Origin of the sequence: Pseudonocardia sp. CA-107938 (assembly GCF_050936315.1) — a bacterium.
GTDB lineage: Bacteria > Actinomycetota > Actinomycetes > Mycobacteriales > Pseudonocardiaceae > Pseudonocardia.
In genome coordinates, this window is record NZ_JBNJNA010000001.1 from 2,855,221 (window position 1) to 2,878,575 (window position 23,355).

Here is a 23,355-nt window from a genome sequence, read left to right on the forward strand (position 1 = left end):
GTCAGCCCAGCCGCATCCCGTCGTGGGCCGTCTCCCAGCCGCTGCGATCGGCGGCGAGCGCGGTCGGGGAGAGGTGGGTGAGGACCAGCCGCCGGCAGCCGAACCGGTCCCGGTTGCGCTCGAGCGACTCCAGGTCGAGGTGCCAGCGGATGGGCAGGGGCGCGTAGCCCTCGCAGAGGAACAGGTCGGCGCCGTCGGCGACGTCGAGCAGGGCGTCGGTCCACTCGGTGTCGCCGGAGTAGGCCAGCTCGAAGCCGGTCTCCTCGTCCCGGACGCGCACGGCGTACGCCGGTGCCCCGGAGGCGTGGCGGACCTCGTAGGGGACGACGGTCAGCCGCTCGTCGCGGTGCGGCTCCCGCTCCCGGTGCTCCACGACGCGCACCGTGAACCGCCTGGTCACGGCCGTCGAGCCGGGGAAGCACGTCTCCATCAGGCGCTCCAGGCGGTCCCGGGTGCCCGGTGGGCCGACGATCGTCAGGTCCGCGGTGCGGCGCCGGAACTGCCCGTCGAGGATCAGGAAGGGCAGCCCGCCGAAGTGGTCGGCGTGCAGGTGGCTGATCACCACGGTCCGCACGTCCAGCGGGTCGAGACCCTGGCTGCGCAGCGCCACGAGGCTGGTGGCGCCGCAGTCGACGAGTGTGTGCGTGCCGAGCGCGATGCAGGTCTGGAACCGCCCGCCGGAGCCGAACGCGTCCCCGCTGCCGGCCACGACGACGCTCATGGCCGCGACGCTACCGGGCGGCGGACCATGTCCCTAATCATACGAACCACGTCATCACGGCCACTGGGACGCGCGCCGGCCGCGTCGCAGCATGGGCGCCATGACGATCGTGGAGCCGCTCCCGCCGTGGGCCGGGCGCGGCGCCGGCTACCTCAACACCGCCTCGTACGGCCTGCCGCCGGACGCCGCCGTCGACGCGGCCGCTGCCTGGATCGAGCAGTGGCGCGCCGGATCGGCACCGCTCGCCGACTGGCTCGCCCCGACCGACCAGGCCAGGGCCGCCTTCGCGGCGCTCACCGGCGTCGCTGCCGCCGACGTCGCGACGGGTACGTCGGTCTCGCAGCTGGTCGGGCTCGTCGCAGCGTCGGTGCCGGACGGCAGCCTGGTGCTCGCGGAGGAGGGCGAGTTCACCTCGCTGCTGTTCCCCTTCCTCGTCCAGGCCGGCCGCGGCGTGCAGGTCGAGACGGTGCCGCGGGACCGGCTCCCCGACGTGGCTGCCGAGCGCGGTGACGTGGTCGCGTTCAGCCTGGTCAGGTCGTCCGACGGCACGCCGGTCGACCATGCAGCCATCAGCGCGGCGGCAGCGGCGCGGGGTGCGCTCACGCTGGCCGACGCCTCGCAGGCCTGCGGCTGGATGGCGTTGGCGGAGCAGCGGTTCGACCTGCTGGTGGCGCCGGCGTTCAAGTGGCTCGGCGCACCCCGCGGCACGGCGTTCCTCGCGCTGCGGCCGGAGCACGTCGAGTGGCTCGTGCCCGTCGACGCGGGGTGGTGGGCGAGCCCGGGCGCGGCGCAGCAGTTCGGAGGTCCGCTCGCCCTCGCGCCGGACGCCCGGCGACTCGACACCAGCCCCGTGTGGAACTCATGGGGTGCCACCACCGCGGCCATGACCACCGTCGCCGACCTGGGTGTCGACCCGCTCCGCCACCACGTGCTGGGCCTCGCCGACCGGTTCTGCCGCGGGCGCGGCCTGCCCGCTGCTGCGACGCCCATCGTCGAGGTGCGTGGCGCCGCCGTCGCCGACCGGCTCGCCCGGGCCGGTGTCGTCGTCACCCGCCGACCGCACGGCGCCCGCCTGTCCTTCGGGCCTGCCACCAGCAGCGCCGATGTCGACCGCGCACTGGAGGCCCTCGATGGCCGATGACCGCCACCACGAGTTCGCCGCCCGGCTGGCGTCGATCTGCGCTGTGCCCGTCACGCCGATGGACGCCCATCGCGAGATCGACCTCGCTTCGACGCGCCGACTCGCCGAGCACGTCGCGGGGTCGCGGGCGGGCACCATCACGGTGGGCGGCAGCGTCGCGGAGTTCCTCGCGCTGACCGCTCGCGAACGGCTCGACGTGCTGGCCGCGACCGTCGACGCCGTGGCCGGGCGGACCCCCGTGCTCGCCTCCGTCGGCGGCGACCTCGGCTCGGCGCGCCAGGAGGCGCGCGCTGCGGGCGCGGCCGGAGCGGCCGCCGTCATGGTGCACCAGCCGCTCAACCCGTTCCGCTCCCCGGCGGGCTGGGTGATCTACCACGCGGAGCTCGCCGCCGCGATCGCGCCGCTCCCGGTGGTCCTCTACCTGCGGGATCCGGCGATCGAACCCGCGCACCTCGCCGAGCTGTCGGCGCGCAGCCCGAACCTGGTCGGCGTCAAGTACGCGCTGCCGGACGGGCTGGCCGCGTTCACCGCAGCTGTGGGTGAGCGGGTCGTCTGGCTGTGCGGGTTGGCCGAGCGCGCGACCCCGGACGCGTGGGCGGCCGGCGCGACCGGGTTCACGTCCGGCCTCGTCACCGTCGACGACGCGGCCCCGGCCGCCCTGCTCGACGCGCTGCGGGCCGGCGACGCGGCCGGCGTGCAGGCGGCGTGGGCGGCGGCGAGCCCGTTCGAGGAGCTGCGGGCCCGCCGCGGCGGCGCGGCGAGCGTCGGGGTCGTGAAGACGGCGCTGGTGCAGCGCGGTGTCATCGCCGACGCCACCGTGCGGCCACCGCTGACGCCGCTCGACGCCGACGAGGTCGCGCTGGTGCAGGCGCTGGCGACGAGCTGAGGCCGCGCACGGCTCACGGGCGATCGGAGGTGGTGAGCGGTTCCGACCATCCGAAGGTGCGCCGGTACTGGGTGGGTGTGGTGGCGAGTCGTCGCCTGAAGTGGCTGCGCAGCGCGGTCGCGTCGCCGAAGCCGCAGCGGCGCGCGATGTCCTCGACGGTGGCGTCGGTGCCTTCGAGCAGCTCGCGGGCTGCGGTGAGGCGTTGGTCGAGCAGCCACTGGTAGGGGCTGGTGCCGGTCGCGGTGCGGAAGCGGCGGACGTACTGCCGGGGGCTGAGGTGGCTGCGGCGCGCCAGTTCGGCGATCGACACCGTGGTGTCGAGGTGGGTCCGCATCCAGTCCATCGTCTCCTGCAGGGGGCCGGGTTCGCCGGGGGCTGTGACCGGGCTGGGCAGGTATTGGGCCTGCCCGCCCTCGCGGTGCGCCGGCAGTACCAGGTGGCGGGCGACGGCGTTGGCCAGCCGGGTGCCGTGCCGGGTCCGGACGATGTGCAGGCTCAGGTCGAGTCCAGCGGCGGTGCCGGCGGAGGTGAGGACGTCGCCGCCGTCGACGTAGAGCACGTGCGGATCGATCCTCAGTCGCGGGTACCGCTCGGCGAGCAGGTCCGCCCATGCCCAGTGCGTGGTGACGGTGCGCCCGTCGAGCAGTCCGGCGGCGGCGAGGACGAACGCCCCGGTGCACAGCGACGCGATCGTGGCGCCGGCCGCGGCGGCCTCTTGCACGCGGTCCACGAGCTGGTGCGGCGGGTGTTCGTGGCCGTCGCGCCACCCGGCCACCACCATCAGGTCGCCGGTGCCCAGCGGGGGCATCGACGGCTCGGCGGCGAGGGTGAGCCCGTGCTCGGTGCGCAGGAGGCCGGGTTCGCCTGCCACCGTGACGACGCGGCAGTGCTGCGCGAGCGCCGCCGCTCCGAAGACCGCGTAGGGGATCGCGATCTCGAACGTCGGGGCCTGGTCGTAGGCGAGGACCGCCACCGTCTGCACGTCTCGAATACTACGAACCGTGCCGTTCGTGCCATGGTCGGCGCGTCTCCGCAGCGCAGCCCCACCCGGCGTCAGTGCGCTCAGAGGTACTCGGGATCGGTGTGGCGGCCGGGCTCGGGATGGGCGAAGGGGACGAAGCGGAACCGCAGCTGGTCCTGATGCGTCTGCTCGACGTGCGCCCCACCTGCTTCGGCGCTGCCCGGCTCGGCGCTGACGGTGATCACGCCGGCGGCGGAGACCAGGTCGAGCTGGGCCAGCAGGCGGGCGAGGTCCAGCGGGGCGTTGCGCGGCTCCCGCCCGATCTGGATCAGTGTGCGATGCAGGACGGTGACGTCCCACCGGTCCGCGGTGCCCGACCCGATCGGGCTGGCCAGCACCGCATCGACCAGCCAGCGCGAGGGCTTGCCCGCCACCGCAGGGGTGGGGTGGGCGTCGATGCCCACGATCTGGTCGGCGCGGATCAGGCCGTCCGCCCAGGTCTGCACCCACACGTTCGTCAAGCTCACGGCGCCACCCCCTGCCCGCGGGATCTTCCGCCGTCGATCCTACATTGCAAACTCACTCAACATGAGATGTTGCGAACCAGAAAATGTGTAGTTACCATCCCAGCTATCGGAGTGGTCGGGGTCACCCCTCCGACGCTTCGAGACGCATCACATGTGGCACTCGCTGTGGTCGATCTGGAAGGAGTGAGCAGCGATGTTGATGCGCACCGACCCGTTCCGGGAGCTGGACCGCCTGACCCAGCAGGTGTACGGCGCGACCGGGACGCGGTCCCGCCCCACGGCGATGCCGATGGACGCCTACCGCGACGGTGATCAGTTCGTGGTCGCGTTCGACCTGCCAGGCGTCGATCCCGACGGGATCGAGCTCGATGTCGAGCGCAACGTGCTCACCGTGAAGGCCGAGCGTCACCTGGTCGGTGCGGAGGAGCACGTCGAGATGCAGGTCGCGGAACGGCCGCGGGGTGTGTTCTCCCGCCAGCTGTTCCTGGGCGACACCCTCGACACCGAGCGCATCGCCGCGAGCTACGAGGGTGGCGTGCTCACCCTGCACATCCCGATCGCGGAGCGCGCCAAGCCCCGCAGGATCACCGTCAGTGCCGGCAGCGAGCGCTCGGAGATCGACGCCTGAGCCCGGAGCCCGACCATGATCGCCACCATCCCGTGCGTCGCGACCGGCGGCACCGCAGTGGTACCGCGCGTGGAGTGCGGTGACAGCTCCTGCGACGGCGCGCAGGTGCGCGAGGAGTTCGAGGCGATCGTCGCCGCGAACTTCCGCCGCCACCCGACCACCGTCGGCAGGCTGCGCCGCATCCCGCCGCACCGGCCCGCCCGGCTGGTCACGGCGGTGCTGCCGAGGCGGCCGACCGGCACCGACCGGCGCGCGACGCCGCGTCGGGCCGGCATCGCCGCCCGGCGCAGCCGACCCCGGCAGCGCAGCCCGCCTCGCGGCCGGCCGGCACCCGGCACCTGATCCGAACGTCGGCATCCTCAGAACGGAGGTGATGCATCACAGGAACCGGATCACGACCCTGTCCGACGTGGAGTCGGGCGGCGTCCGTCCCCGCGGGCCGTGCACGTCATCGCTTCCGGTGCTCTCGCGACGCTCCCCGCGTCGATGCACCCGGCGCCTGCACGGCGCACCCGATCGGCCCCCGGCCGGACGTCGCCCGGTGACCACCCCACGGCCCGCCGGCCTGCCCAGAGGTAGGCCCGGCGGGCCCTGTCCATGTCTCGGGGCCGCGCCTACCCGTGGATCCGGTTCAGCAGGCTCGCCAGCGCCGCCGGGGCGCTGATCATCGCCATGTGGCCGGTGTCCATCCACTCGACCGCCGCCTTCGTCAGCAGCGCTGATCGTTCCTGCAGGTCCGGTGTGTAGCACTGGTCGGCCGTGAGGCGGATGTAGGTCCGGGGGACGTCCAGGTCGTAGCCGCGCAGGTCGACCCGCTCGGACAGGAGTGCGGCGGCGTCGTCGACGAGGCGGTCGAGCGTCGAGCCGGCGGTCGCCTCGTCCATGTCGTTGCACAGCATCGCGCGGGCACCGTCCCGGCTCTGGTGGTAGATGCCGCCGGCGAGCGACTGCTCGACGAGCGTCCGAACGTCGGGATCGATCTGGTCGAGCACGCGTGAACCGTCCGGTGGCACGACGGCGGAGAGCAGCACCACGTGCCGGATCCGGTCGGGGATCGCCGCGACCACCCGCGGCACGGTCACCCCGGCGAACGAGTGCCCGACGAGCACGACGTCGCGCAGGTCGGCGGCCAGCACGTCGGCGACCACTGCTTCGGCGCAGGTCTGCAGGGTCACGCTGCGCAGATCCACGTCGGCGCGCGTGCCGCGGCCGGGCAGGTCGACGGCGAGGCTCTCCCCGTCGAGCAGCGGCAGCAGCTCGTTCCAGCACGAAGCGCCGTAGCCGGCGCCGTGGATCAGGACGAAGGACATGGGGCCTCCCTGCTCGTGGGAGGCGCAAAGCTAACTGAACTCAGGTTGGTTGGCTAGAGTGCGTCGGTGCGCGCGTATCGGATGACGGGCCCCGGAGCCACGGCGTTTGTCGACGTCGACCTGCCGGAACCCGGCCCGGGGGAGGTCCGCCTCGACGTGCTCGCGGCCGGGCTCTGCCACTCCGACCTGAACGTCGTCGACCACGGCGCGGGCGCTGCCTGGGCGCTGCCGTTCACCCTCGGCCACGAGATCTGCGGGCGGGTGGCGGCGCTGGGTGCCGGCGTGACCGGTGTGGCGCTCGGATCGCAGGTCCTGGTGCACGCGCCGATCGGCTGCGGGAAGTGCGCGCGATGTCACCGGGGCAGCGCCAACTACTGCGACGATCGCCGCACCCTGCCCGCCGCCGGCGTCGGGCTCGGCGTCGACGGGGGGATGGCCGACGCCGTGGTCGTCGCGCAGGACCGGCTGGTGGCCGCGGACGGGCTCGACCCCGTCCAGGCCGCGACGCTCACCGACGCGGGCCTGACGTCGTACCACGCGGTCGCCGGCTCCCGGGACGCTCTCGCCGGCGCCGGGTCGGTGGCCGTCGTCGTCGGGGTGGGCGGGCTGGGGCACCTCGCGATCGGGATCCTCCGCGCGGCCGGCGCGGCGCGGATCGTCGCGGTCGACACCCGCGAGGACGCCCGCGAGCTGGCCCGCTGGAGCGGTGCGGACCTCGCGGTCGAGCCGGCCGGTGCCCGCGCCGCGGTCGGGCGGATCGCGAACGGTCGCGGGGCGGACGTCGTGCTGGACTTCGTCGCGGTCCGCGCCACCCTGGACCTGGCCGTGACGCTGCTGCGCACCGCGGGCGACCTGGTCGTCGTCGGCAGCGGGGGCGGCGTGCTGGAGATCGCCAAGCCGGGCCCGCTGCCGGCCGGCGCCACGATCCGGCTGCCGTTCTGGGGCTCCCGTGGCGAGCTCGCCGAGGTCGTCGACCTCGCGCGGTCGGGCGCGATCCGGGCCCGGACGCGCGCGTTCGACCTCCGGGATGCGGACCGCGCGTTCGACGAGCTGCGCGGCGGCGGCATCGTCGGACGGGCGGTGCTGACTCCCTAGTGTCCCGCGCCGGAAATTCACCGCACAATTCAGCGGTCCAGATCGCCCCTCGCTGCGTTGCCGCCCTTGCAAGGACCCTGGTCCGAGCTGCGGGCGGCGCCTTCCGAGGAACGACCTGGATCCACCGACTTACGCCCCGAATTTCCGGCGCGGGACACTAGCGGGCGGACCAGCCGCCGTCCACGAAGATCTCCGACCCCGTGGTGTAGGCCGCGTCGTCGCAGGCCAGAAAGGCGACTGCCGCGGCGACCTCGGCCGGGCGACCGAGCCGGCGCATCGGGGTGTTCGCGAGCATCGCCGCGTGGCGCTCGGTGTCGCCGTAGCGCTCCAGCAGCTGCGGCGTGCCGATGAAGGCGGGGACGACGGCGTTGACCCGCACGCCGCGGGTGGCCCAGTGGAGGGCCGCGTTCATCGTCATCGAGCGGACGGCGCCCTTGGCGGCGGCGTAGGAGAAGCTGTTCGCGAGGCCGCCGGTGGCGCCGAGGATCGACGAGACGTTGACGATCGCGCCGCCGCCGCTGCGCTCGATCGCCGGGCCGACGTGCCGCATCCCGAGCCAGGTCCCCAGCTGGTCGACGTCCACGACGCGGTCCCAGCGCTCACGGGTCTCGTCCTCGACCGTCCCGAGGCTCCCGATCCCGGCGTTGTTGACCAGCACGTGGACCGCGCCCCAGCGCCCGATCACGGCCCCCGTTGCCTGCTCCCAACCGGTCTCGTCGGCGACGTCCAACGCGAGCGCGAGCGTGTCCCCGCCGATGCGTCCGGCCAGCGCCACGCACGCATCCCGGTCGAGGTCGGTGAGCGCGAGGGAGGCGCCCTCGGCCACGAGCCGCTCCGCGATCGCCGTGCCCAGGCCGCCCGTCGCGCCGGTCAGCAGCACGCGTCGCCCGTCGAGTCGTCGCACAGGTCCTCCCTTGTGGTCATGGATGCGGGCGTCTACTCTACGCCGAACTTGAACTGAACTCACCTCAGTTAACGTCTCGACAAGGGAGTGGAGATGCAGCGTCGACCGCACGGCGTGCTGGCGATCCTGGCCGCAGCACTCACATTCGTGCTCGCCGCCTGCGGTGGGGCACCGCAGTCCGGCGGGGGTGGTGACACCGGGCCGATCACGATCGGCGCCTGGATCCCGCTCACGGGAGCGCAGGCCGCGTCGGGCGTGCCGCAGATGGAGGGGGCGAAGGCCTACTTCAGCTGGCTCAACGACAACGGCGGCATCAACGGGCGCCCGGTCAACTGGGTCGTCAAGGACAACGCCTACGACCCGCAGCAGACCGTCCAGGCAGCCAGGGCCCTGATCGGCCAGGACAAGGTCGTCGCGATCGTCAACGCGAACGGCGTCGCCCCGTCGGAGGCGGCCTTCCCGTTCGTCCTCCAGCAGTCCCAGGTCCCGATCGTGGACCACTACGGCGGCATCGCTGCCTGGTACAACCCGCCGCGGCCGCTGCTGTTCGGCACCCAGACGCTGTACGAGGACCAGGCCGCGGCCATGGCCCAGTGGGCCGTGCAGTCCGGCGCGCGCAAGCTGGTCGTCGTCCACGACGACCCGAAGGCGTTCGCCGACATCGCGGCGCAGATCGGCCCGGCGGCGAAGCGGGCGGACGGGAGCACGACGACGACGGCCGTCCCGGTCAAGCTGGGCACGACGGACTTCGCGCCGGCCGTCAGCCAGGTCAAGGCGCTCGCCGGCGACGCGGTGCTGCTCATCGTGCCGGCCCCGGAGGCCGCCGCGTACCTCAAGGCGGCTCGGCTGCAGGGCGTCGCGCTGCCCACCTACGGCTACTCGCCCACGGCGTCGAGCACGACCACGACGCTGGCCGGCGACGCGGCCGAGGGGTTCCACGCGGTGTCGCTGGTGCGGGCACCGTCGGACCAGAGCCCGGAGATGCAGCGCTTCCGGGAGATCATGGCGAAGTACGCGCCCGGCCAGCCGGCGGACTTCTCGACGCTGCTCGGCTACGCCAACGCGGCGGTCTTCGCCGAGGTCGCCAAGACCATCAAGGGCCCGGTCACGTCGGAGTCGATCGCACAGGCCTACCGCTCCGCGTCGAACGTCGTGACCGGTGTCGCGCCGCCGATGTCCTTCTCCGCCGACCGGCACGTCGGCACCCGCGACGTCCAGCGGGTCACGGTGAAGGGCGGCACGTGGCTGCCCGAGGCCGGCTTCGTCAGCGCGCCCGATCGCGGCTGAGCACGTGCACGTCGACGAGGTGCTCGCCACCACCCGGGCCGTCCGCCGGCGGCTCGACGCGACGCGCGCGGTCCCGGCCGGCCTGATCCGCGAGTGCGTGGAGCTCGCGCTGCAGGCCCCGGCCGGGTCGAACGTGGCCAGGGCGCGGTTCGTGGTGGTCCGCGACCCCGCACTGCGGGCGGCCGTGGCCGACGTGTACTCGGACGTCTACCGGAACTCCTACGCGGACTCGGCCGGCTACATCGGTCGGGTGCCGACGCCGGACGCCGCGGCCGCGGAGGTCCAGCAGCGGACCAGTCGGTCCGCCGACGCGCTGGAGCGGGCGCTGCACGAGGTCGACACGATCGTCATCGCCTGCCTCGACGGCGCCCGGCTCGACGGAGTGCCGGCGTTCGCGAGCGCCTCCCTGCTGGGCGGGGTGCTGCCGGCGGTGTGGAGCTTCATGCTGGCGGCGCGGGCCCGTGGCCTCGGCACCTGCTGGACCACCATGCACCTGGCCCGGGAGCGGGAGGTCGCCGACCTGCTCGGCATCCCCTTCGACAGCGTGCAGCAGGTCTGCCTGACGCCGGTCGCGCACACCCGCGGGACGGGCTTCCGCGCGGCCTCCCGCCCGGCCGTCGACGAGGTCGTGCACTGGAACGGGTGGGACGCGGACCGGCCGCGCCCGCCCGCGGTGACCGGTCTGATCACGCGAGGAGGCGTGCACTGATGGACCACCTGTTCCTCGTCGTGGTGAGCGGCATCGCCAGCGGCGCCGTGTACGGCCTGCTCGGGCTGGGGTTGGTGATCATCTACCGGGCGACGGACGTCGTGAACTTCGCGCTGGCGAGCGTGGCCACGCTCGCGGTCTACGTCGCGCTGATGGTCGTCCAGCGCGGTCTCGGCGTCGGCGCGGGCGTACTGGCCGCGGTGCTCGTCGCCGTCGTCGTCGGGCTGATCGTGCGCGAGGTGCTGATCCGGCCGTTGGGCTCGGGGCGGCTCTTCGCCGCGCTGGTGATGACGATGGGCGTGTCCCTGGTCATGGAGGCCGTCGTCAGCGACGTGTGGGGCACCGAGCCGCACGCGTTCCCGCCCCTCGTGGAGGGCAGCGTGACGATCGGCTCCGCGGCGCTCGCGACCCAGGACCTCGTGATGATCGGGGTGTCCGCCGCCGCGATGCTGGCCGTCGGCTACCTCTTCACCCGCACAACGCTCGGCTCGGCGATGCGGGCTGCTGCCGAGTCGGCCACGACGGCGCAGATCATCGGCGTCCCCGCGCAGAAGGTGGCGCGGATCGCGTGGGCGCTCGGCCTCGCGCTGGCCGCGCTCGCCGCGGTGCTCTACGTGCCGCGGGTCGGGCTCGGGCCGACGGTGCTCGCGGCACCGCTGTTCCGGGCGTTCGCCGGGATCTTCCTGGGCGGCCTGACGAGCATGCACGGCGCGGTCGTCGGCGGCGTGACGATCGGGGTGCTGGAGAACCTGGCCGCGTCCTACGTCTCGGCGAACTTCCGCGACACGTTCGTCTTCGCGCTCACCGTGCTGATCCTGCTGCTGCGGCCGCAGGGGATCTTCGGCACCCGCAGCTTCGAGAGGGTGTGAGGGCGGTGCTGCTGTCGTGGCGGTTGGCGGCGCGGGCGCTGGTGGCGCCAGTCGTCGCGGTCGTGCTCGTGCTGGCGATCGAGGGCGGCGCGCTGCCGTCGTTCCAGGCGTACTCGGTGGCGCTGGCCGCGACGTACACGATCCTGGTGCTGAGCGTCGGGCTGCTGGCCGGCTGGGCGGGGATCTGGTCGGTCGGGCACCCGGCGCTGTTCGCGATCGGGGCCTACACCGTGGCCTACGGCTCGGCGCACGGCTGGCCACTGGAGCCGACGGTGCTGGTGGCGATGCTGCTCGCCGGCGGCTGCGGCGCCTTCCTCGGCTTCGCGGGCGCGCGCTTCTCGGTCCTCTACATCGCGCTGCTGACGCTCGCGTTCAGCCTGGTGGCGCTGGAGGTCGTCAACCGCTGGGTCGACGTGACCGGCGGGGACCAGGGCGTGCCCGTCGGCGAGCTGGCGAGCCTGACGGGGCTGGGCGCGCTCGCCGGTGGCGGGTCGGGCGCCGTCGTGGCGGCGGTGCTGAGCGCCGGAGTCGTGGTCGCGGTGGCGGTGCTCGCCCGGGCCACCAGCCTGCGGATGCGGATGGTCGCGGCGAAGTCGCACCCCGTCGTGGCGCGGTCGGTCGGCATCGCCCCCGAGGCGCAGAGCGCGCTCGCGTTCGGCGTCAGCGGTGCCGTGACGGGCCTGGCCGGCGTGCTGCTCGGGTTGATCACCGGGTTCGTCAGCCCCGAGACGTTCTCGCTGACGCTGGGCATCAACACCGTCGCGGCCGCGGTGCTGGGCGGGGTCGGGGCCGTCGCGGGCGGCGTGTTCGGCGGGGTGTTCCTGGCCTTCGCGCCGACCCTCGCCGACCTGCTCGGCATCGACCAGCTGATCCTGCAGGGCGCCCTGCTGATCGTCGTCCTGCTCGCGCTGCCGAACGGCATCGTCCCGGCGCTCGCGGGGCTGCTCGGACGGCCCCGCCGAGAACGGGCGGAGGAGGCGGCACCGCCGCCCGAGGCGGTCGAGGCCCCGCGCCACGCCGCCGAGCTGGACGTGCGGGAGCTGGGCGTCGCGTTCGGCGGGCTGCAGGCGCTCGACGGCGTGACGCTGACCGTGCAGCCGGGGGAGGTCGTCGCCGTCATCGGGCCCAACGGGGCGGGCAAGACCACGCTGGTCAACGCGCTGTGCGGGCTGCTGTCCGGCGGCCGGACGACGGGCTCGGCCACCTTCGCCGGCGTCGACCTGCTCCGGGCGCGTGCCACCCGCCGTCGCCGGCTGGGTATCGGGCGCACCTTCCAGCACGCGGAGGTGTTCGCCGAGCTGACGGTGGCCGAGAACCTCCTGTGCACCACCCGGTGGGCCGGCCCGACGCGCCGCCGGGCCGTCGCGGGTCTGCTGGCCCAGGTCGGTCTCGCCGGGCTGGGGGAGCGGCATCCGGACCAGCTGCCGTTCGGGCCGCAGAAGCGCCTCGACCTCGCCCGCGCCGTCGCCGAGCGGGCGGACCTGCTGGTCCTGGACGAGCCGTTCGGCGGCCTGGACGCTGCCGAGCGCGCGCTGCTCGCCGCCCAGATCCGCCGGCTGCGCGCCGCGGGCACCTCGCTGATCGTCATCGACCACGTGCTGGAGGACCTGTTCGCGGTCGCCGACCGCGTCGTCGCCTTCGACTTCGGCCGTCCGATCGGCGGCGGGACCCCGGCCGAGATCATGGCCGACGAGCGCGTGCGCAGCTCCTACCTCGGAGTGACCGCCACGGACCGGCCGCGGGCCGCTGCGCCGTCCACCGCGGGCCCGGTGGTGCGCCTGTCCGGGGTGACGCACCGCTACGGCGGGGTCACCGCGCTCGACGCCGTCGACCTCGTGGTGCGCGGCGGCACGGTCCTCGCCGTCGTCGGCGCGAACGGCGCCGGGAAGAGCACCCTCGGCCAGGTCCTGCACGGCTCCCTCACGCCGACCGCCGGCTCCCGGGTCCTGCCAGCGCCGGTGCGCAGCAGCCTGGTCCCCGAGGGGAGGGCGCTGTTCCGCACGCTGTCGGTGCGGGAGAACCTCGAGGTCGCCGGGTACGCCGCCGGGGTCACGGGCCGCGATCTGCGAGCGCGCATCGACCGGACGGTCCAGTGGCTGCCTGAACGGGTGCGGTCGCGGCTGTCCATCCCGGCCGCGGCCCTGTCCGGCGGCGAGCAGCAGCTGCTCGCGGTGGCCCGGGCGCTCGTCGCCGACCCCGGACTCGTCGTCGTCGACGAACCCGCGCTCGGGCTCGCGCCCGCACTGGTGGACGAGGTCTACGCGCGGATCGCCCACCTGGCGCAGGACGGGGTGGCCGTCGTCGTGCTGGAGCAGCTGCTCACGCGGGCGCTCGCGGTCGCGCACGAGGTCGTCGTGCTGCGCGAGGGCGTGGTCCGGGCCGCAGGAACCGCGGACGAGCCCGACTTCGCCGCGGTGGCCGAGCGCGCCTACTTCGGCTCCGCGGAGCCGGCCAGCCGCGCGGGCACGGCCTGAGCCTGCACTTGACAACGGCGGCGCCGGCTCGCACCATTCAACTTGAATTCAGTTCAGTTTAGGAGGACGCCATGGCAGTCGAGGACGACATCCAGTTCGAGCGGGACGGGCACGTCGCGCGCGTCTGGCTGAACCGACCGCACAAGCGCAACTGCATCACCGTGCCGATGCTGCACCGGCTCGACGAGATCATCACCGAGATCGAGGCGGACTCCGAGCTGCGCGTCGTCGTCGTGCGGGGCCGCGGCAACACGTTCTCGTCGGGCTTCGACCTCGACAGCCTGCAGGCGGACTTCATCGGCACGAGCACCGCGATGGACGTCGCGATCGTGTCCGCCAAGGTCTGCGACCGGCTCTACAACATGTCGAAGCCGTCCGTCGCCGTCCTGGAGGGCTACGTGACGGCGGGCGGCTTCGAGGTGATGATCTCGTGCGACTTCGCGATCGCCGAGGACTCCGCGCAGATCGGCGACTTCCACATCCGCCGCGCGCTGTTCGGCGGGGCCGGCCCGATCTACCGGCTGCCCCGGATGCTCGGCATCCGCAAGACCAAGGAGCTGATGCTCACCGGCAAGCTCCTGTCGGGCAAGGAGGCCGCCGACTTCGAGCTGGTCAACGCCAGTGCCCCGGCCGAGGAGCTGGACGCGACCGTCGCGGAGTTCATCAGCCACCTCACCGACAAGAGCCCGTTCCAGATGAAACTGACGAAGATGGCGATCGACCGCGGCCTGGACGCGGACATCGCCTCGCTGATGGTGCTCGAACACCTGGCCGTCGGCGTCACGCTCAACTCGCAGGACGCCGCCGAGGGCGTCTCGGCGTTCCTGGAGAAGCGCGACCCCAAGTGGACGGGTCGCTGAGCCTCATGCCGACGCAGATCGCGGTGGACGCCGATCCGGTGCTGGCCGGCCGGGTCCGGGACGCGCTGGGTCTCCCGGCAACGGCCACGTTGGCCGTGCTGGAGGGCGGGCGCTCCGGGCTGACCTACGTGATCGGCGAGTCGACGGACCGCTGCGTCGTGAAGGCCGTCCCGCAGGGGCGGCGCGCGGTGGGCCGCAACGACGTCCTGCACCAGGCCACGATCCTCGCGGCACTGGCTGGCACGGGGGTCCCGGTGCCGCGGGTGCGCGCCCGGGACGACGAACAGCCGGCGTGGTTCGCCATGGACTTCGCCCGTGGCGAGGCCGCGGAACCGATCCTCCTGGTGGACCCGGAGGTCGAGCCGGCGCTGGCGCGGTCGCGCATGCTCGACGCGGCGCGCGTCCTCGGTGCGCTGCACGCCGTACCCCTGAGTGTGGTGGCGGGGATGCCTGCCGTCGATGCCGCGGCCGAGGTCGAGCGCTGGTCGGCGACCATGAGCGCCGTTCCGGACGAGCTGCGCCCCGGCGGCGCGGCACTCGTCGAGGCACTGCTCGCGGCCGTCCCGGCACCGGTCCCGCCCGTGATCGTGCACGGCGACTTCCGCCTGGGGAACCTGCTGTTCGACGGCGCCGAGCCGGTCGCGCTCGTCGACTGGGAGATCTGGGGCGTCGGGGACCCGCGGGTGGACCTCGGCTGGTTCGGCGTGTTCACCGACGGCCGGCTCTTCTCCGGCTCCGGCCGCGTCGTCGCCGGGCTCCCGACCAGGGCGGAGCTGCTGCACGCCTACCAGGAAGCTCGCGGCGATGACGGCGGCACGTCCGCCGACATCGCGTGGTTCGACGCCCTGGGCCGCATGAAGATGGCGGCGATCATGGGGCACAACCTCGTCCGGCACCGGACCGGGGCGCGCCACGACCCCGTCCAGGAGCAGCTCCCGCCCGCCATCGCCGCGCTCATCGCGGACGGCCGCCGGCTGCTGGCGGAGGCCGCTCGATGACCGTCCCGACCCCCGCCGAGCTGTTCGACCTGACCGGGCGCACGGCGCTCGTCACCGGGGCGTCGTCCGGGCTCGGCGACCGGTTCGCGCGGGTGCTCGCCGCCGCGGGCGCCACCGTGTGGGCGACGGCCCGCCGCAAGGAGCGGCTGGAGCAGCTGGCGGCCGAGGTTCCGGGCTTACGACCGGTGCCGTGCGACGTCTCGTCGGAGGCGGACCGGGTGGCGCTCATGGAACGGACGGGCCCGCTGGACGTGCTCGTCAACAACGCCGGCACCGGCAGCGTCGCGAAGCCGCACGCCGAGACGCCCGCCGAGTTCGTCGACGTGCTGCAGACGAACCTCGTCGCGCCGTTCCACCTCGCCCAGCTCGCGGCCACGGCGGGCGGGCCGCTGTCGATCGTGAACGTCAGCTCGATCGTCGGGCTCGTCTCCACCGCGCCCCGGGGCGGGGCGAGCTACGCGGCGAGCAAGGCCGGGCTGATCGGGCTGACCCGGCAGCTCGCCGGCCACTGGGGGCGGGCCGGGGTGCGGGTCAACGCGCTGGCACCCGGCTGGTTCCGCACCGAGATCAACGACGCGATGTTCACCGACGACGCGTCGGTGCGCTGGATCGAGCGCAACACCGTGCTGCGCCGCGCCGGTGATGCCGCCGAGCTGGACGGGGCGCTGCTCTTCCTGGCGTCCGCGGCGTCGACCTACTGCACGGGACAGGTGCTCGCGATCGACGGAGGGTGGACGGCCCGATGAGCACGACCGTCACCGACGACCTCACCGGGTTCGTCGACACCGCCCGGACCTGGCTCGCCGCACGCCTGCCGCCGCGCGGGGACGCGGCCCGCCGATCCGTGGCCGTCTTCCACGACCTGCCCCCGGACGAGGAACGGGCGCTGATCGCGCGCATCCAGGACTGGCTGCGGATCAAGTACGACGCGGGCTACGGCGAGCTGACCGGACGGTACGAGGAGGCGTTCGCCGAGGTCGAGCGGGAGTTCGACACGCCGGGCCAGCACGAGCTGACGTCGGTGTCGACGGCGCTCGTCGCGCCGACGGTGCAGCTGTTCGGCACGCCCGAGCAGCGCGAGCTCCTCGTGCGACCGCTGCTGCGCGGCGACGAGCTGGCCTGCCAGCTGTTCTCGGAGCCGTCGGCCGGTTCGGACCTGGCCGGGCTGGGCACGCGCGCCGTGCGCGACGGCGACTCCTGGGTGGTCAACGGGCAGAAGGTGTGGAGCTCGGGCGCCCAGTTCGCGGGCTGGGGCGAGCTGATCTGCCGCACCGACCCGGACGTCGCCAAGCACCGCGGACTCACCGCGTTCCTGCTGCCGATGGACACCCCCGGCGTGGACGTGCGGCCGCTGCGGCAGATGTCGGGCGGCGCGTCGTTCTGCGAGGTGTTCCTCGACGACGTGCGGATCCCGGACACCCTGCGGCTCGGCGAGGTCGGCGGCGGGTGGGCGGTCACGCTGGCGACGCTCGGGTTCGAGCGCGGGCACTCCGGCGCGAACGCCGACCTCGGCGGCGGCTTCGCCCAGCTCGTCGACGAGGCCCGGCGGCTCGGCCGCACCGGCGATCCCGACGTGCGCCGCGTGCTGGCCGACGTGTGGGTGGCCGAGAAGGTCGCCGAGATCTCCGCCCAGCGTGACCGGGAGGCGGGCGCGACCGGCGCGATCGGGTCGCTGCGCAAGCTGGCCTGGACGCAGCGGCTGAGCCTGGTTTCCGAGGCGGCCGCGGTGGTGCTGGGCCCGCGGCTCGTGGCCGACGCCGGGGACGGGAGCTTCCGCTGGACCGAGCACTACCTCGGAGCGCCGGGCTACCGGATCGCGGGCGGCTCGGACGAGGTCCAGCGCACGATCATCGCGGAACGCCTGCTGGGGCTCCCGCCGGAACCGCGCGCCGATCGCGGCGTGGCATGGAAGGACATCCCCCGATGACCAGCTTGGAGGAGGCCGTGGCGGCCGCACGGGCGACCGACCGGCCACTGCTGGGGCGGACCGCCCTCGTCACCGGCGGCTCGCGCGGGCTGGGCCGGGAGATCGCCATCGCGTTCGCGGCCGCGGGCGCGGACGTCGCCGTCGCGTCGCGGAAGAAGGACGCGTGCGAGGCGCTGGCCGAGGAGCTGGCCGCGGCGACGGGGCAGCGGGTCACCGCGCACGCCGCGCACGTCGGCGACTGGGGCCGCCTCGAGCCCCTGCTCGACGAGGTGGAGGACGCGCTCGGCCCGCTCGACGTGCTCGTCAACAACGCCGGTATCGCGCCGACGTACCCGAGCCTCGCCGAGGTGAGCGAGGAGCTGTTCGACAAGGTCTTCGCGGTCAACGTGAAGGGCCCGTTCCGGCTGATGGCCGCCGCGGGCCGGCGGATGGCGGCTCGCGGCGGCGGTGTGGTCCTCAACATCTCGTCGATGGGGTCGCTGCGGCCGACGGCGGGTGACCTGCCGTACACGGCGGCGAAGTCGGCGCTGAACACGCTGACGGCGGGGTTCGCGCAGGAGTACGGCCCGTCGGTGCGGGTCAACACGATCCTCGCCGGCCCGTTCGCGACCGACATCAGCAAGGCCTGGGACCCCGCCGTCGTCGAGCGGATGGCGCGGGACTGGCCGTCCCGGCGGGTGGGCGAGCCCGGCGAGATCGTCGGTGCCGCGCTCTACCTGTGCGGACCGCACGCCACGTACACGACGGGTGCCCTGCTCGCCGTCGACGGGGGAAGGCTGGCGGCACCGTGATCGACGGCAGGCGCACGGTCGACGACGCGCTGTTCACCGAGACGCCGGACGGGCCGGCGCTGCGGGGCAGCCGCTGCGCCGACTGCGGCGCGCACACGTTCCCGGCGCAGAGCGGCTGCCCGCGCTGCCCCGGGACGTCCATGGTGGAGGTGCCGCTGTCTCGCACCGGGACCCTCTGGACCTGGACCGTGCAGGGCTTCACGCCCAAGCCGCCCTACACCGGCGAAGCGGCCTACGAGCCGTACGGCGTCGGGTACGTCGAGCTACCGGGGCAGCTGCTCGTGGAGGCGCGGCTGGTCGAGACCGATCCCGCGCGGCTGGAGATCGGGATGCCGGTGGAGCTGGTGCTCACCCCGTTCCGCGACGACGAGTTCGGCTGGCCCGTGCACACGTTCGCGTTCGTGGGGGTGGAAGCATGACCGGGGTCGCGATCGTCGGGATCGGGATGCACCGCTTCGGCCGCACGCCGGGCGTCTCGGGCCGGGCGCAGGCCGTCCACGCCGCCCGGGCGGCACTGGCCGACGCCGGCCTGCGGTTCTCCGACATGCAGTTCGGCTTCGGTGGCTCGCACTCGGCGGGCGACGCCGACACCCTGGTCTCCGAGCTGGGGCTGACCGGCCTGCCGTTCATCAACGTGGCCAACGGCTGCGCCACCGGCGGATCGGCGCTGATCGCGGCCGACGCGGCCATCCGGTCCGGGCAGCACGACGTCGGGATCGTGATCGGCTTCGACAAGCACCCGCGCGGCGCGTTCGACACGGACCCGGCCGAGCACGGCATCGGCGCCTGGTACGGCGCGACCGGTCTGATGGTGACCACGCAGTTCTTCGGCATGAAGATCCAGCGCTACCTGCACGACCACGACCTGAAGCCGGACGTTCTGGCCACCATCGCGGAGAAGTCCTTCCGCAACGGGGCCCGCAACCCGATGGCGTGGCGGCGCACGCCGCTCCGCGCCGACGAGATCGCGGCGGCCCCGATGATCTCGCACCCGTTGACGCAGTACATGTACTGCTCGCCGGGGGAGGGCGCGGTCGCGCTCGTCCTGTGCCGGGCGGACCGGGCACGGGAGTTCACAGACCGCCCGGTGTTCCTGCAGGGTGCGGCCTTCCGGTCGCGCCGGTACGGGTCGTTCGAGGTGTTCTCGCCGTGGCTCGCGACCGACCGGGCCGACGCACCCACGGTGGACGCCGCCGCGGCCGCGTTCGCCGCGGCGGGGATCGCGCCGTCGGACGTCGACGTGGCGCAGATCCAGGACACCGAGGCCGGTGCCGAGCTGATGCACATGGCCGAGACGGGCCTGTGCGGGCACGGCGAGCAGAGCGAGCTGATCGCCTCCGGGGCGACGGCGATCGAGGGCCGGCTGCCCGTCAACACCGACGGTGGCTGCATCGCCAACGGCGAGCCGATCGGCGCGTCGGGGCTGCGGCAGGTCCACGAGAACGTGCTCCAGCTCCGCGGCGACGCGGGGGAGCACCAGGTCCCGGGGAACCCGCGGGTCGGGTTCACCCACGTCTACGGGGCGCCGGGCATCTCCGCCTGCACCGTCCTGACCCGCTGAGGGGGAGCGATGTCTTGGGGCTTCGAGAACGATCCCGCGGTGCAGGCCGAGCTGGACTGGGTCGAGGAGTTCGTCCGCGAGGAGGTCGAGCCCGTCGACCAGGTGATCGAGCACGCCTGGAACCCGCGCGACCCGGTGCGCAACGCGCTGATCAAGCCGCTGCAGCAGCGGGTGCGGGAGAAGCGGCTCTGGGCGTGCCACCTCGGCCCGGAGCTCGGCGGGCCGGGCTACGGGCAGCTGCGGCTGGCGCTGCTCAACGAGAAGCTCGGGCACACGCACTCCGGGCCGGTCGTGTTCGGCTGCCAGGCCCCGGACTCCGGTAACGCGGAGATCCTCGCCCACTACGGCACCGAGCACCTCAAGAAGACCTACCTGGAGCCGCTCGTCGACGGCGAGATCGTGTCGTGCTTCTCGATGACCGAGCCGCACGGCGGCTCCGACCCGACCGGCTTCCGCACCACCGCCGTCCTGGACGGTGACGAGTGGGTGATCAACGGCGAGAAGTGGTTCTCCAGCCATGCGCTCTTCGCCGAGTTCCTGATCGTCATGGCCGTCACCGAACCGGAGGCGCCGCCGCACCGGAGCATGTCGATGTTCGTCGTGCCGGCCGACACCCCCGGGATCGACCGCGTCCGCGACGTCAGCGTGTGGGGGCACGACGAGCCCGTCGGCACGCACCAGTACCTGCGCTACACCGACGTCCGGGTGCCCGCGGAGAACATCCTGGGCGGTCGGGGCGAGGCGTTCGCGGTGGCGCAGACCCGGCTGGGTGGCGGGCGGATCCACCACGCGATGCGCACGGTCGGGCTGGTGCAGTCGGCGTTCGCGATGATGCAGCGGCGCGCGGTGTCGCGCAGCACCAAGGGTGCGCGGCTCGCCGACCAGCAGCTCGTGCAGGAGATGATCGCCGACTCGTGGATCCAGATCGAGCAGTTCCGCCTGCTCGTACTGCGGACGGCGTGGCGGATCGACCGCTACAACGACTACCGCAAGGTCCGCGCGGACATCTCCGCGGTCAAGGCCGCCATGCCGAAGGTGCTGGCGGACGTCGCCGGGCGCGCGATCCAGATCCACGGCTCGCTCGGGATCTCGAAGGAGCTGCCGTTCGGGAAGTGGGTGCTGGAGTCGTTCCACATGGGGCTCGCGGACGGCGCCACCGAGGTGCACAAGGTCAACCTCGCGCAGGCGCTGCTGCGCGGCACCGAGCCGGACGACGGGCTGTTCCCGCCCTACATCCTGCCGACCCGCCGGGCCGCGGCCCGCGCGCGCTACGCCGAGGTGCTGGCCGCGGCCGCGGACGACGGAGAACTCCGATGACCCGCATCACCCCGGACGCGGACGCCGAGGAGCTGCGCACCGTCGTCCGGGACTTCCTGGCGCACCACACCGCGCCCTCGCCCGAGCCGGACCAGGCCTGGGACCCCGCGGTGTGGGCCCGGTTCGCCGGCGAGCTCGGGGTCGTCGGCCTCGACGTCCCGGAGGAGCGCGGCGGCGCGGGCGCGAGCTTCCGCGAGGTCGGCGTGGTCGCCGAGGAGCTGGGCCGCTCGCTCGCGCGGCTGCCCTGGTTCTCCACCGCGGTGCTCGGCGTCGGCGTGCTGCTGCACGTCGACGGCGAGGACGGGCTGCTCGCCGAGCTGGTGTCGGGGCGGACCACGGCCACGCTCGCCCACCAGGACCAGGCCGTGACCCGCGCGGAGCCGGCCGCGTCCGGCTGGCGGCTGACGGGCGCGAAGTCGCTGGTCGTCGAGGGCGCGACGGCGGACGTGCTGTTCGTGGTCGCGGCGGTGGACGGGGAGCCCGCGCTGTTCGTCGTCGACGGGGACGCCGACGGGCTCGTCCGCACCCCGGTCCGCGCGCTCGATCCGGGCCGCCAGCTCGCCGACGTGGTCCTCGACCGCTGCCCGGCGCGGCTGCTCGCCGGTGACGCGCGAGCGGTGCTCGATCGCGTGCTCAACCGGGCGCGGGCGGCGCTCGCCTGCGAGCAGACCGGCGGGGCAGCGGCCGCGCTCGAGCTGTCCGTGGCCTACGCCGGGCAGCGCGTGCAGTTCGGCCGCCCGATCGGGACCTTCCAGGCGGTCAAGCACCGGTGCGCGGACATGGCCGTGCGCGTCGAGGCGGCCCGGTCGGCGTCGCTGTGGGCCGCCGCGACAGCGGCGCACGACCCGGCCGGGCTGCCGACCGCGGTAGCCTGCGCCGCGCTCGTCTGCGAGGAGGCCTACCGCTGGGTCGCCGCCGAGACCGTCCAGGTGCACGGCGGCATCGGGTTCACCTGGGAGCACGTCGCCCACCTGCACGTCCGGCGGGCGGCGACCTCCGCGGTGCTCCTCGGCGATCGCGCCGCGCACCGCGATGCGCTGCTCGCCGGCCTCGGCGTATGAGCTGCGCGACCGACCTCCTCGTGATCGGGGGCGGGATGGCGGGACTCACCGCCGCCGCCCGCGCCGCCCGCAGCGGACTGCACGTCACCGTCGTCGAGCGGGCGCCGGCGCTGGGCGGCTCGACGCTGTACGCCGGGTTCCTCTGGACCGCACCGAGCGCAGCGGCCATGGCCGAGCTGAACCCGGACGGCGACCCGGAGCTCGCCGCCGCGGTCGTGGCGGGCTTCGCCGACGCGGTGGCCTTCGTCCGCGAGCTCGGTGTGCCCTGCGGGGACGCCGTCCCGATCCTGCGGCACGGGCAGGGCCACGCGCTCGACACCGCGCGCTACGTCGAGGCCTGCCGGCGGATCGTCCTCGACAACGGGACGGTCCTGACCGGCGCCGACACCACGACGCTCACCGTCAGCCCCGGCGGGGCGGTGACGGGCGCCGAGATCGTGCTCCCCGACGGGACGCCGCTCACCGTGCGGGCCGGCGCGACCCTGCTGGCCACGGGCGGGTTCCAGGCCGACCCCGAGCTGCGCGCGCGGCTGGTCCACCCGCGGGCCCGGGACATCGCGCTGCGCTCCAACCCGTGGAGCAGCGGTGCCGGCCTCCGCATGGCCACGGGCGTGGGCGCGGTGGTGAGCGCGCTGCGCGCCGGCTTCTACGGCCACCTCGTCCCGGCGGGCGTCCGGCTCGACCCGGACCGGTTCGTCGACCTCGCGCTCTACTACAGCGAGCACGCGCTGCTCTTCGACCTGGCCGGCGCGCGGTTCGTCGACGAGACGGTCGGCGACCACCTGACGACGATGGCGCTGCTCGACCGGCCGGAGGCGCGCGGCCTGCTGGTCACGGACGCCCGCGGTCACCGCGAGTGGATCACGACGTCGTACGTGGAGGGCGGGCCGGCCACCGACAAGTTCGCGCTGGCCCGGCGCGCGGGCGCCCGGTGCGTCGTCGCGGACGACCCGGACGACTTCCGCGCCATCCCGCCCGAGTGGGGCTACGACGGCGACCGGATCGCCGCGGAGCTCACCGGCCAGGCCCGGGGAGCGCGGCCGTCGCCAACCCGGCGGTACGACCCGCGCCCGCTCGACGAACCGCCGTACTACGTCGTCGAGGTCGCCCCGGCCATCACGTTCCCCTTCACCGGGATCCGCGTCGACACCCGGGGCCGGGTGCTCGGATCCGGCGATGCCCCGATCCCGCGGCTCTACGCCGCGGGGTCCGACATCGGTGGCCTCTACGCCGGCGGCTACGCGGGCGGCCTCGCCGCGGCCGCCGTGCTCGCCCTCGCCGCCGCGGACGACGTCGTCGCGACGCAGACATGAATCCGGTTCGGGTGG

Annotated in this window: 24 protein-coding genes and 2 pseudogenes; 21 read left to right on the forward strand and 5 right to left on the reverse strand. The window is 74.1% G+C overall.

Annotated features, from left to right (window positions below):
- Window position 1: 1 nt before the first annotated feature.
- On the reverse strand, window positions 2-721 hold the full coding sequence (locus ACQEVB_RS14390) for an MBL fold metallo-hydrolase (protein ID WP_432970397.1): 720 nt from the start codon (window positions 719-721) through the stop codon (window positions 2-4).
- Window positions 722-821: 100 nt separating this feature from the next.
- On the opposite strand from ACQEVB_RS14390, the gene ACQEVB_RS14395 reads away from it, so the two are divergent.
- Both ACQEVB_RS14395 and ACQEVB_RS14400 read left to right on the forward strand, forming a co-directional pair.
- Window positions 822-1,862, forward strand: a complete 1,041-nt coding sequence (locus tag ACQEVB_RS14395; RefSeq protein ID WP_432970400.1) for an aminotransferase class V-fold PLP-dependent enzyme — start codon at window positions 822-824, stop codon at window positions 1,860-1,862.
- On the forward strand, window positions 1,852-2,748 hold the full coding sequence (locus tag ACQEVB_RS14400) for a dihydrodipicolinate synthase family protein (RefSeq protein WP_432970403.1): 897 nt from the start codon (window positions 1,852-1,854) through the stop codon (window positions 2,746-2,748). The genes ACQEVB_RS14395 and ACQEVB_RS14400 overlap by 11 nt, the downstream gene beginning before the upstream one ends.
- A 13-nt stretch (window positions 2,749-2,761) precedes the next feature.
- On the opposite strand, the gene ACQEVB_RS14405 is transcribed toward ACQEVB_RS14400, so the two are convergent.
- Together ACQEVB_RS14405 and ACQEVB_RS14410 are read right to left on the reverse strand one after the other, a co-directional pair.
- Window positions 2,762-3,730 carry a GlxA family transcriptional regulator gene (locus ACQEVB_RS14405; RefSeq protein ID WP_432970406.1) on the reverse strand — a complete coding sequence of 323 codons (969 nt, stop codon included), beginning with the start codon at window positions 3,728-3,730 and terminating at the stop codon, window positions 2,762-2,764.
- An 80-nt stretch (window positions 3,731-3,810) separates the two neighbouring features.
- Window positions 3,811-4,236: a hypothetical protein gene (locus tag ACQEVB_RS14410; RefSeq protein ID WP_432970409.1), complete on the reverse strand. Its 426-nt coding sequence runs from the start codon at window positions 4,234-4,236 to the stop codon at window positions 3,811-3,813.
- A 193-nt stretch (window positions 4,237-4,429) separates the two neighbouring features.
- On the opposite strand from ACQEVB_RS14410, the gene ACQEVB_RS14415 reads away from it, so the two are divergent.
- Together ACQEVB_RS14415 and ACQEVB_RS14420 are read left to right on the forward strand one after the other, a co-directional pair.
- Window positions 4,430-4,864, forward strand: coding sequence for an Hsp20/alpha crystallin family protein (locus ACQEVB_RS14415; RefSeq protein ID WP_432970412.1), 435 nt, complete (start codon window positions 4,430-4,432; stop codon window positions 4,862-4,864).
- 15 nt (window positions 4,865-4,879) lie between these two features.
- Window positions 4,880-5,206 carry a hypothetical protein gene (locus tag ACQEVB_RS14420; protein WP_432970415.1) on the forward strand — a complete coding sequence of 109 codons (327 nt, stop codon included), beginning with the start codon at window positions 4,880-4,882 and terminating at the stop codon, window positions 5,204-5,206.
- A 272-nt stretch (window positions 5,207-5,478) separates the two neighbouring features.
- Here the strand turns inward: ACQEVB_RS14420 and ACQEVB_RS14425 are convergent, their stop codons facing one another.
- Window positions 5,479-6,174: an alpha/beta fold hydrolase gene (locus ACQEVB_RS14425; RefSeq protein ID WP_432970418.1), complete on the reverse strand. Its 696-nt coding sequence runs from the start codon at window positions 6,172-6,174 to the stop codon at window positions 5,479-5,481.
- A gap of 66 nt (window positions 6,175-6,240) precedes the next feature.
- On the opposite strand from ACQEVB_RS14425, the gene ACQEVB_RS14430 reads away from it, so the two are divergent.
- Entirely contained in the window at window positions 6,241-7,269 is a 1,029-nt protein-coding gene (locus tag ACQEVB_RS14430; protein WP_432970421.1) for an alcohol dehydrogenase catalytic domain-containing protein, read from the forward strand.
- 157 nt (window positions 7,270-7,426) lie between these two features.
- Here ACQEVB_RS14430 and ACQEVB_RS14435 read toward each other — a convergent pair whose 3' ends face one another.
- A complete protein-coding gene (locus tag ACQEVB_RS14435) occupies window positions 7,427-8,173 on the reverse strand; it encodes an SDR family NAD(P)-dependent oxidoreductase (protein ID WP_432970424.1) in 747 nt (248 codons plus the stop codon).
- A gap of 93 nt (window positions 8,174-8,266) precedes the next feature.
- Between ACQEVB_RS14435 and ACQEVB_RS14440 the strand changes: the two genes are divergently transcribed.
- The 16 genes and pseudogenes from ACQEVB_RS14440 (at window position 8,267) to ACQEVB_RS14515 (ending at window position 23,340) form a co-directional block, all read left to right on the forward strand.
- Entirely contained in the window at window positions 8,267-9,460 is a 1,194-nt protein-coding gene (locus tag ACQEVB_RS14440) for an ABC transporter substrate-binding protein (protein WP_432970427.1), read from the forward strand.
- Window positions 9,461-9,464: 4 nt separating this feature from the next.
- Window positions 9,465-10,169: a nitroreductase family protein gene (locus ACQEVB_RS14445; protein WP_432970430.1), complete on the forward strand. Its 705-nt coding sequence runs from the start codon at window positions 9,465-9,467 to the stop codon at window positions 10,167-10,169.
- The gene (locus ACQEVB_RS14450; RefSeq protein ID WP_432970433.1) at window positions 10,169-11,038 is read left to right on the forward strand and encodes a branched-chain amino acid ABC transporter permease; all 870 of its coding nucleotides are present in this window, start codon (window positions 10,169-10,171) and stop codon (window positions 11,036-11,038) included. Before ACQEVB_RS14445 ends, ACQEVB_RS14450 begins: the two co-directional genes overlap by 1 nt.
- A 116-nt stretch (window positions 11,039-11,154) precedes the next feature.
- A pseudogene (locus ACQEVB_RS14455) lies at window positions 11,155-11,928 on the forward strand (branched-chain amino acid ABC transporter permease); the annotation flags it as partial.
- 99 nt (window positions 11,929-12,027) lie between these two features.
- A pseudogene (locus ACQEVB_RS14460) lies at window positions 12,028-12,531 on the forward strand (ATP-binding cassette domain-containing protein); the annotation flags it as partial.
- A 102-nt stretch (window positions 12,532-12,633) separates the two neighbouring features.
- Window positions 12,634-13,512 carry an ATP-binding cassette domain-containing protein gene (locus ACQEVB_RS14465; RefSeq protein ID WP_432980358.1) on the forward strand — a complete coding sequence of 293 codons (879 nt, stop codon included), beginning with the start codon at window positions 12,634-12,636 and terminating at the stop codon, window positions 13,510-13,512.
- 71 nt (window positions 13,513-13,583) lie between these two features.
- Complete coding sequence (locus ACQEVB_RS14470; protein ID WP_432970436.1) at window positions 13,584-14,372, forward strand: enoyl-CoA hydratase/isomerase family protein; 789 nt, start codon at window positions 13,584-13,586, stop codon at window positions 14,370-14,372.
- 5 nt (window positions 14,373-14,377) lie between these two features.
- Complete coding sequence (locus ACQEVB_RS14475) at window positions 14,378-15,370, forward strand: phosphotransferase family protein (RefSeq protein ID WP_432970439.1); 993 nt, start codon at window positions 14,378-14,380, stop codon at window positions 15,368-15,370.
- The gene (locus ACQEVB_RS14480) at window positions 15,367-16,116 is read left to right on the forward strand and encodes an SDR family NAD(P)-dependent oxidoreductase (RefSeq protein WP_432970442.1); all 750 of its coding nucleotides are present in this window, start codon (window positions 15,367-15,369) and stop codon (window positions 16,114-16,116) included. The genes ACQEVB_RS14475 and ACQEVB_RS14480 overlap by 4 nt, the downstream gene beginning before the upstream one ends.
- The gene (locus tag ACQEVB_RS14485; RefSeq protein ID WP_432970445.1) at window positions 16,113-17,297 is read left to right on the forward strand and encodes an acyl-CoA dehydrogenase family protein; all 1,185 of its coding nucleotides are present in this window, start codon (window positions 16,113-16,115) and stop codon (window positions 17,295-17,297) included. Before ACQEVB_RS14480 ends, ACQEVB_RS14485 begins: the two co-directional genes overlap by 4 nt.
- Entirely contained in the window at window positions 17,294-18,088 is a 795-nt protein-coding gene (locus tag ACQEVB_RS14490; protein WP_432970448.1) for an SDR family NAD(P)-dependent oxidoreductase, read from the forward strand. Before ACQEVB_RS14485 ends, ACQEVB_RS14490 begins: the two co-directional genes overlap by 4 nt.
- The gene (locus ACQEVB_RS14495; RefSeq protein ID WP_432970451.1) at window positions 18,085-18,507 is read left to right on the forward strand and encodes a Zn-ribbon domain-containing OB-fold protein; all 423 of its coding nucleotides are present in this window, start codon (window positions 18,085-18,087) and stop codon (window positions 18,505-18,507) included. The genes ACQEVB_RS14490 and ACQEVB_RS14495 overlap by 4 nt, the downstream gene beginning before the upstream one ends.
- Window positions 18,504-19,649: a thiolase family protein gene (locus tag ACQEVB_RS14500; RefSeq protein ID WP_432970453.1), complete on the forward strand. Its 1,146-nt coding sequence runs from the start codon at window positions 18,504-18,506 to the stop codon at window positions 19,647-19,649. The genes ACQEVB_RS14495 and ACQEVB_RS14500 overlap by 4 nt, the downstream gene beginning before the upstream one ends.
- Window positions 19,650-19,658: 9 nt before the next feature.
- Window positions 19,659-20,966 (forward strand): acyl-CoA dehydrogenase family protein, encoded by a 1,308-nt coding sequence (locus ACQEVB_RS14505; protein WP_432970456.1) that lies wholly within the window; start codon window positions 19,659-19,661, stop codon window positions 20,964-20,966.
- Window positions 20,963-22,027: an acyl-CoA dehydrogenase family protein gene (locus tag ACQEVB_RS14510; RefSeq protein ID WP_432970459.1), complete on the forward strand. Its 1,065-nt coding sequence runs from the start codon at window positions 20,963-20,965 to the stop codon at window positions 22,025-22,027. The genes ACQEVB_RS14505 and ACQEVB_RS14510 overlap by 4 nt, the downstream gene beginning before the upstream one ends.
- On the forward strand, window positions 22,024-23,340 hold the full coding sequence (locus ACQEVB_RS14515; protein WP_432970462.1) for an FAD-dependent oxidoreductase: 1,317 nt from the start codon (window positions 22,024-22,026) through the stop codon (window positions 23,338-23,340). Before ACQEVB_RS14510 ends, ACQEVB_RS14515 begins: the two co-directional genes overlap by 4 nt.
- Window positions 23,341-23,355: the final 15 nt, after the last annotated feature.

Bases quoted from the DNA above. Each gene is read 5' to 3' on its own strand.
- ACQEVB_RS14390 (WP_432970397.1), bottom strand. From the start codon at position 721: ATGAGCGTCGTCGTGGCCGGCAGCGGGGACGCGTTCGGCTCCGGCGGG.
- ACQEVB_RS14395 (WP_432970400.1), top strand. From the start codon at position 822: ATGACGATCGTGGAGCCGCTCCCGCCGTGGGCCGGGCGCGGCGCCGGC.
- ACQEVB_RS14400 (WP_432970403.1), top strand. From the start codon at position 1,852: ATGGCCGATGACCGCCACCACGAGTTCGCCGCCCGGCTGGCGTCGATC.
- ACQEVB_RS14415 (WP_432970412.1), top strand. From the start codon at position 4,430: ATGTTGATGCGCACCGACCCGTTCCGGGAGCTGGACCGCCTGACCCAG.
- ACQEVB_RS14420 (WP_432970415.1), top strand. From the start codon at position 4,880: ATGATCGCCACCATCCCGTGCGTCGCGACCGGCGGCACCGCAGTGGTA.
- ACQEVB_RS14425 (WP_432970418.1), bottom strand. From the start codon at position 6,174: ATGTCCTTCGTCCTGATCCACGGCGCCGGCTACGGCGCTTCGTGCTGG.
- ACQEVB_RS14440 (WP_432970427.1), top strand. From the start codon at position 8,267: ATGCAGCGTCGACCGCACGGCGTGCTGGCGATCCTGGCCGCAGCACTC.
- ACQEVB_RS14450 (WP_432970433.1), top strand. From the start codon at position 10,169: ATGGACCACCTGTTCCTCGTCGTGGTGAGCGGCATCGCCAGCGGCGCC.
- ACQEVB_RS14470 (WP_432970436.1), top strand. From the start codon at position 13,584: ATGGCAGTCGAGGACGACATCCAGTTCGAGCGGGACGGGCACGTCGCG.
- ACQEVB_RS14475 (WP_432970439.1), top strand. From the start codon at position 14,378: ATGCCGACGCAGATCGCGGTGGACGCCGATCCGGTGCTGGCCGGCCGG.
- ACQEVB_RS14480 (WP_432970442.1), top strand. From the start codon at position 15,367: ATGACCGTCCCGACCCCCGCCGAGCTGTTCGACCTGACCGGGCGCACG.
- ACQEVB_RS14485 (WP_432970445.1), top strand. From the start codon at position 16,113: ATGAGCACGACCGTCACCGACGACCTCACCGGGTTCGTCGACACCGCC.
- ACQEVB_RS14490 (WP_432970448.1), top strand. From the start codon at position 17,294: ATGACCAGCTTGGAGGAGGCCGTGGCGGCCGCACGGGCGACCGACCGG.
- ACQEVB_RS14500 (WP_432970453.1), top strand. From the start codon at position 18,504: ATGACCGGGGTCGCGATCGTCGGGATCGGGATGCACCGCTTCGGCCGC.
- ACQEVB_RS14505 (WP_432970456.1), top strand. From the start codon at position 19,659: ATGTCTTGGGGCTTCGAGAACGATCCCGCGGTGCAGGCCGAGCTGGAC.
- ACQEVB_RS14510 (WP_432970459.1), top strand. From the start codon at position 20,963: ATGACCCGCATCACCCCGGACGCGGACGCCGAGGAGCTGCGCACCGTC.
- ACQEVB_RS14515 (WP_432970462.1), top strand. From the start codon at position 22,024: ATGAGCTGCGCGACCGACCTCCTCGTGATCGGGGGCGGGATGGCGGGA.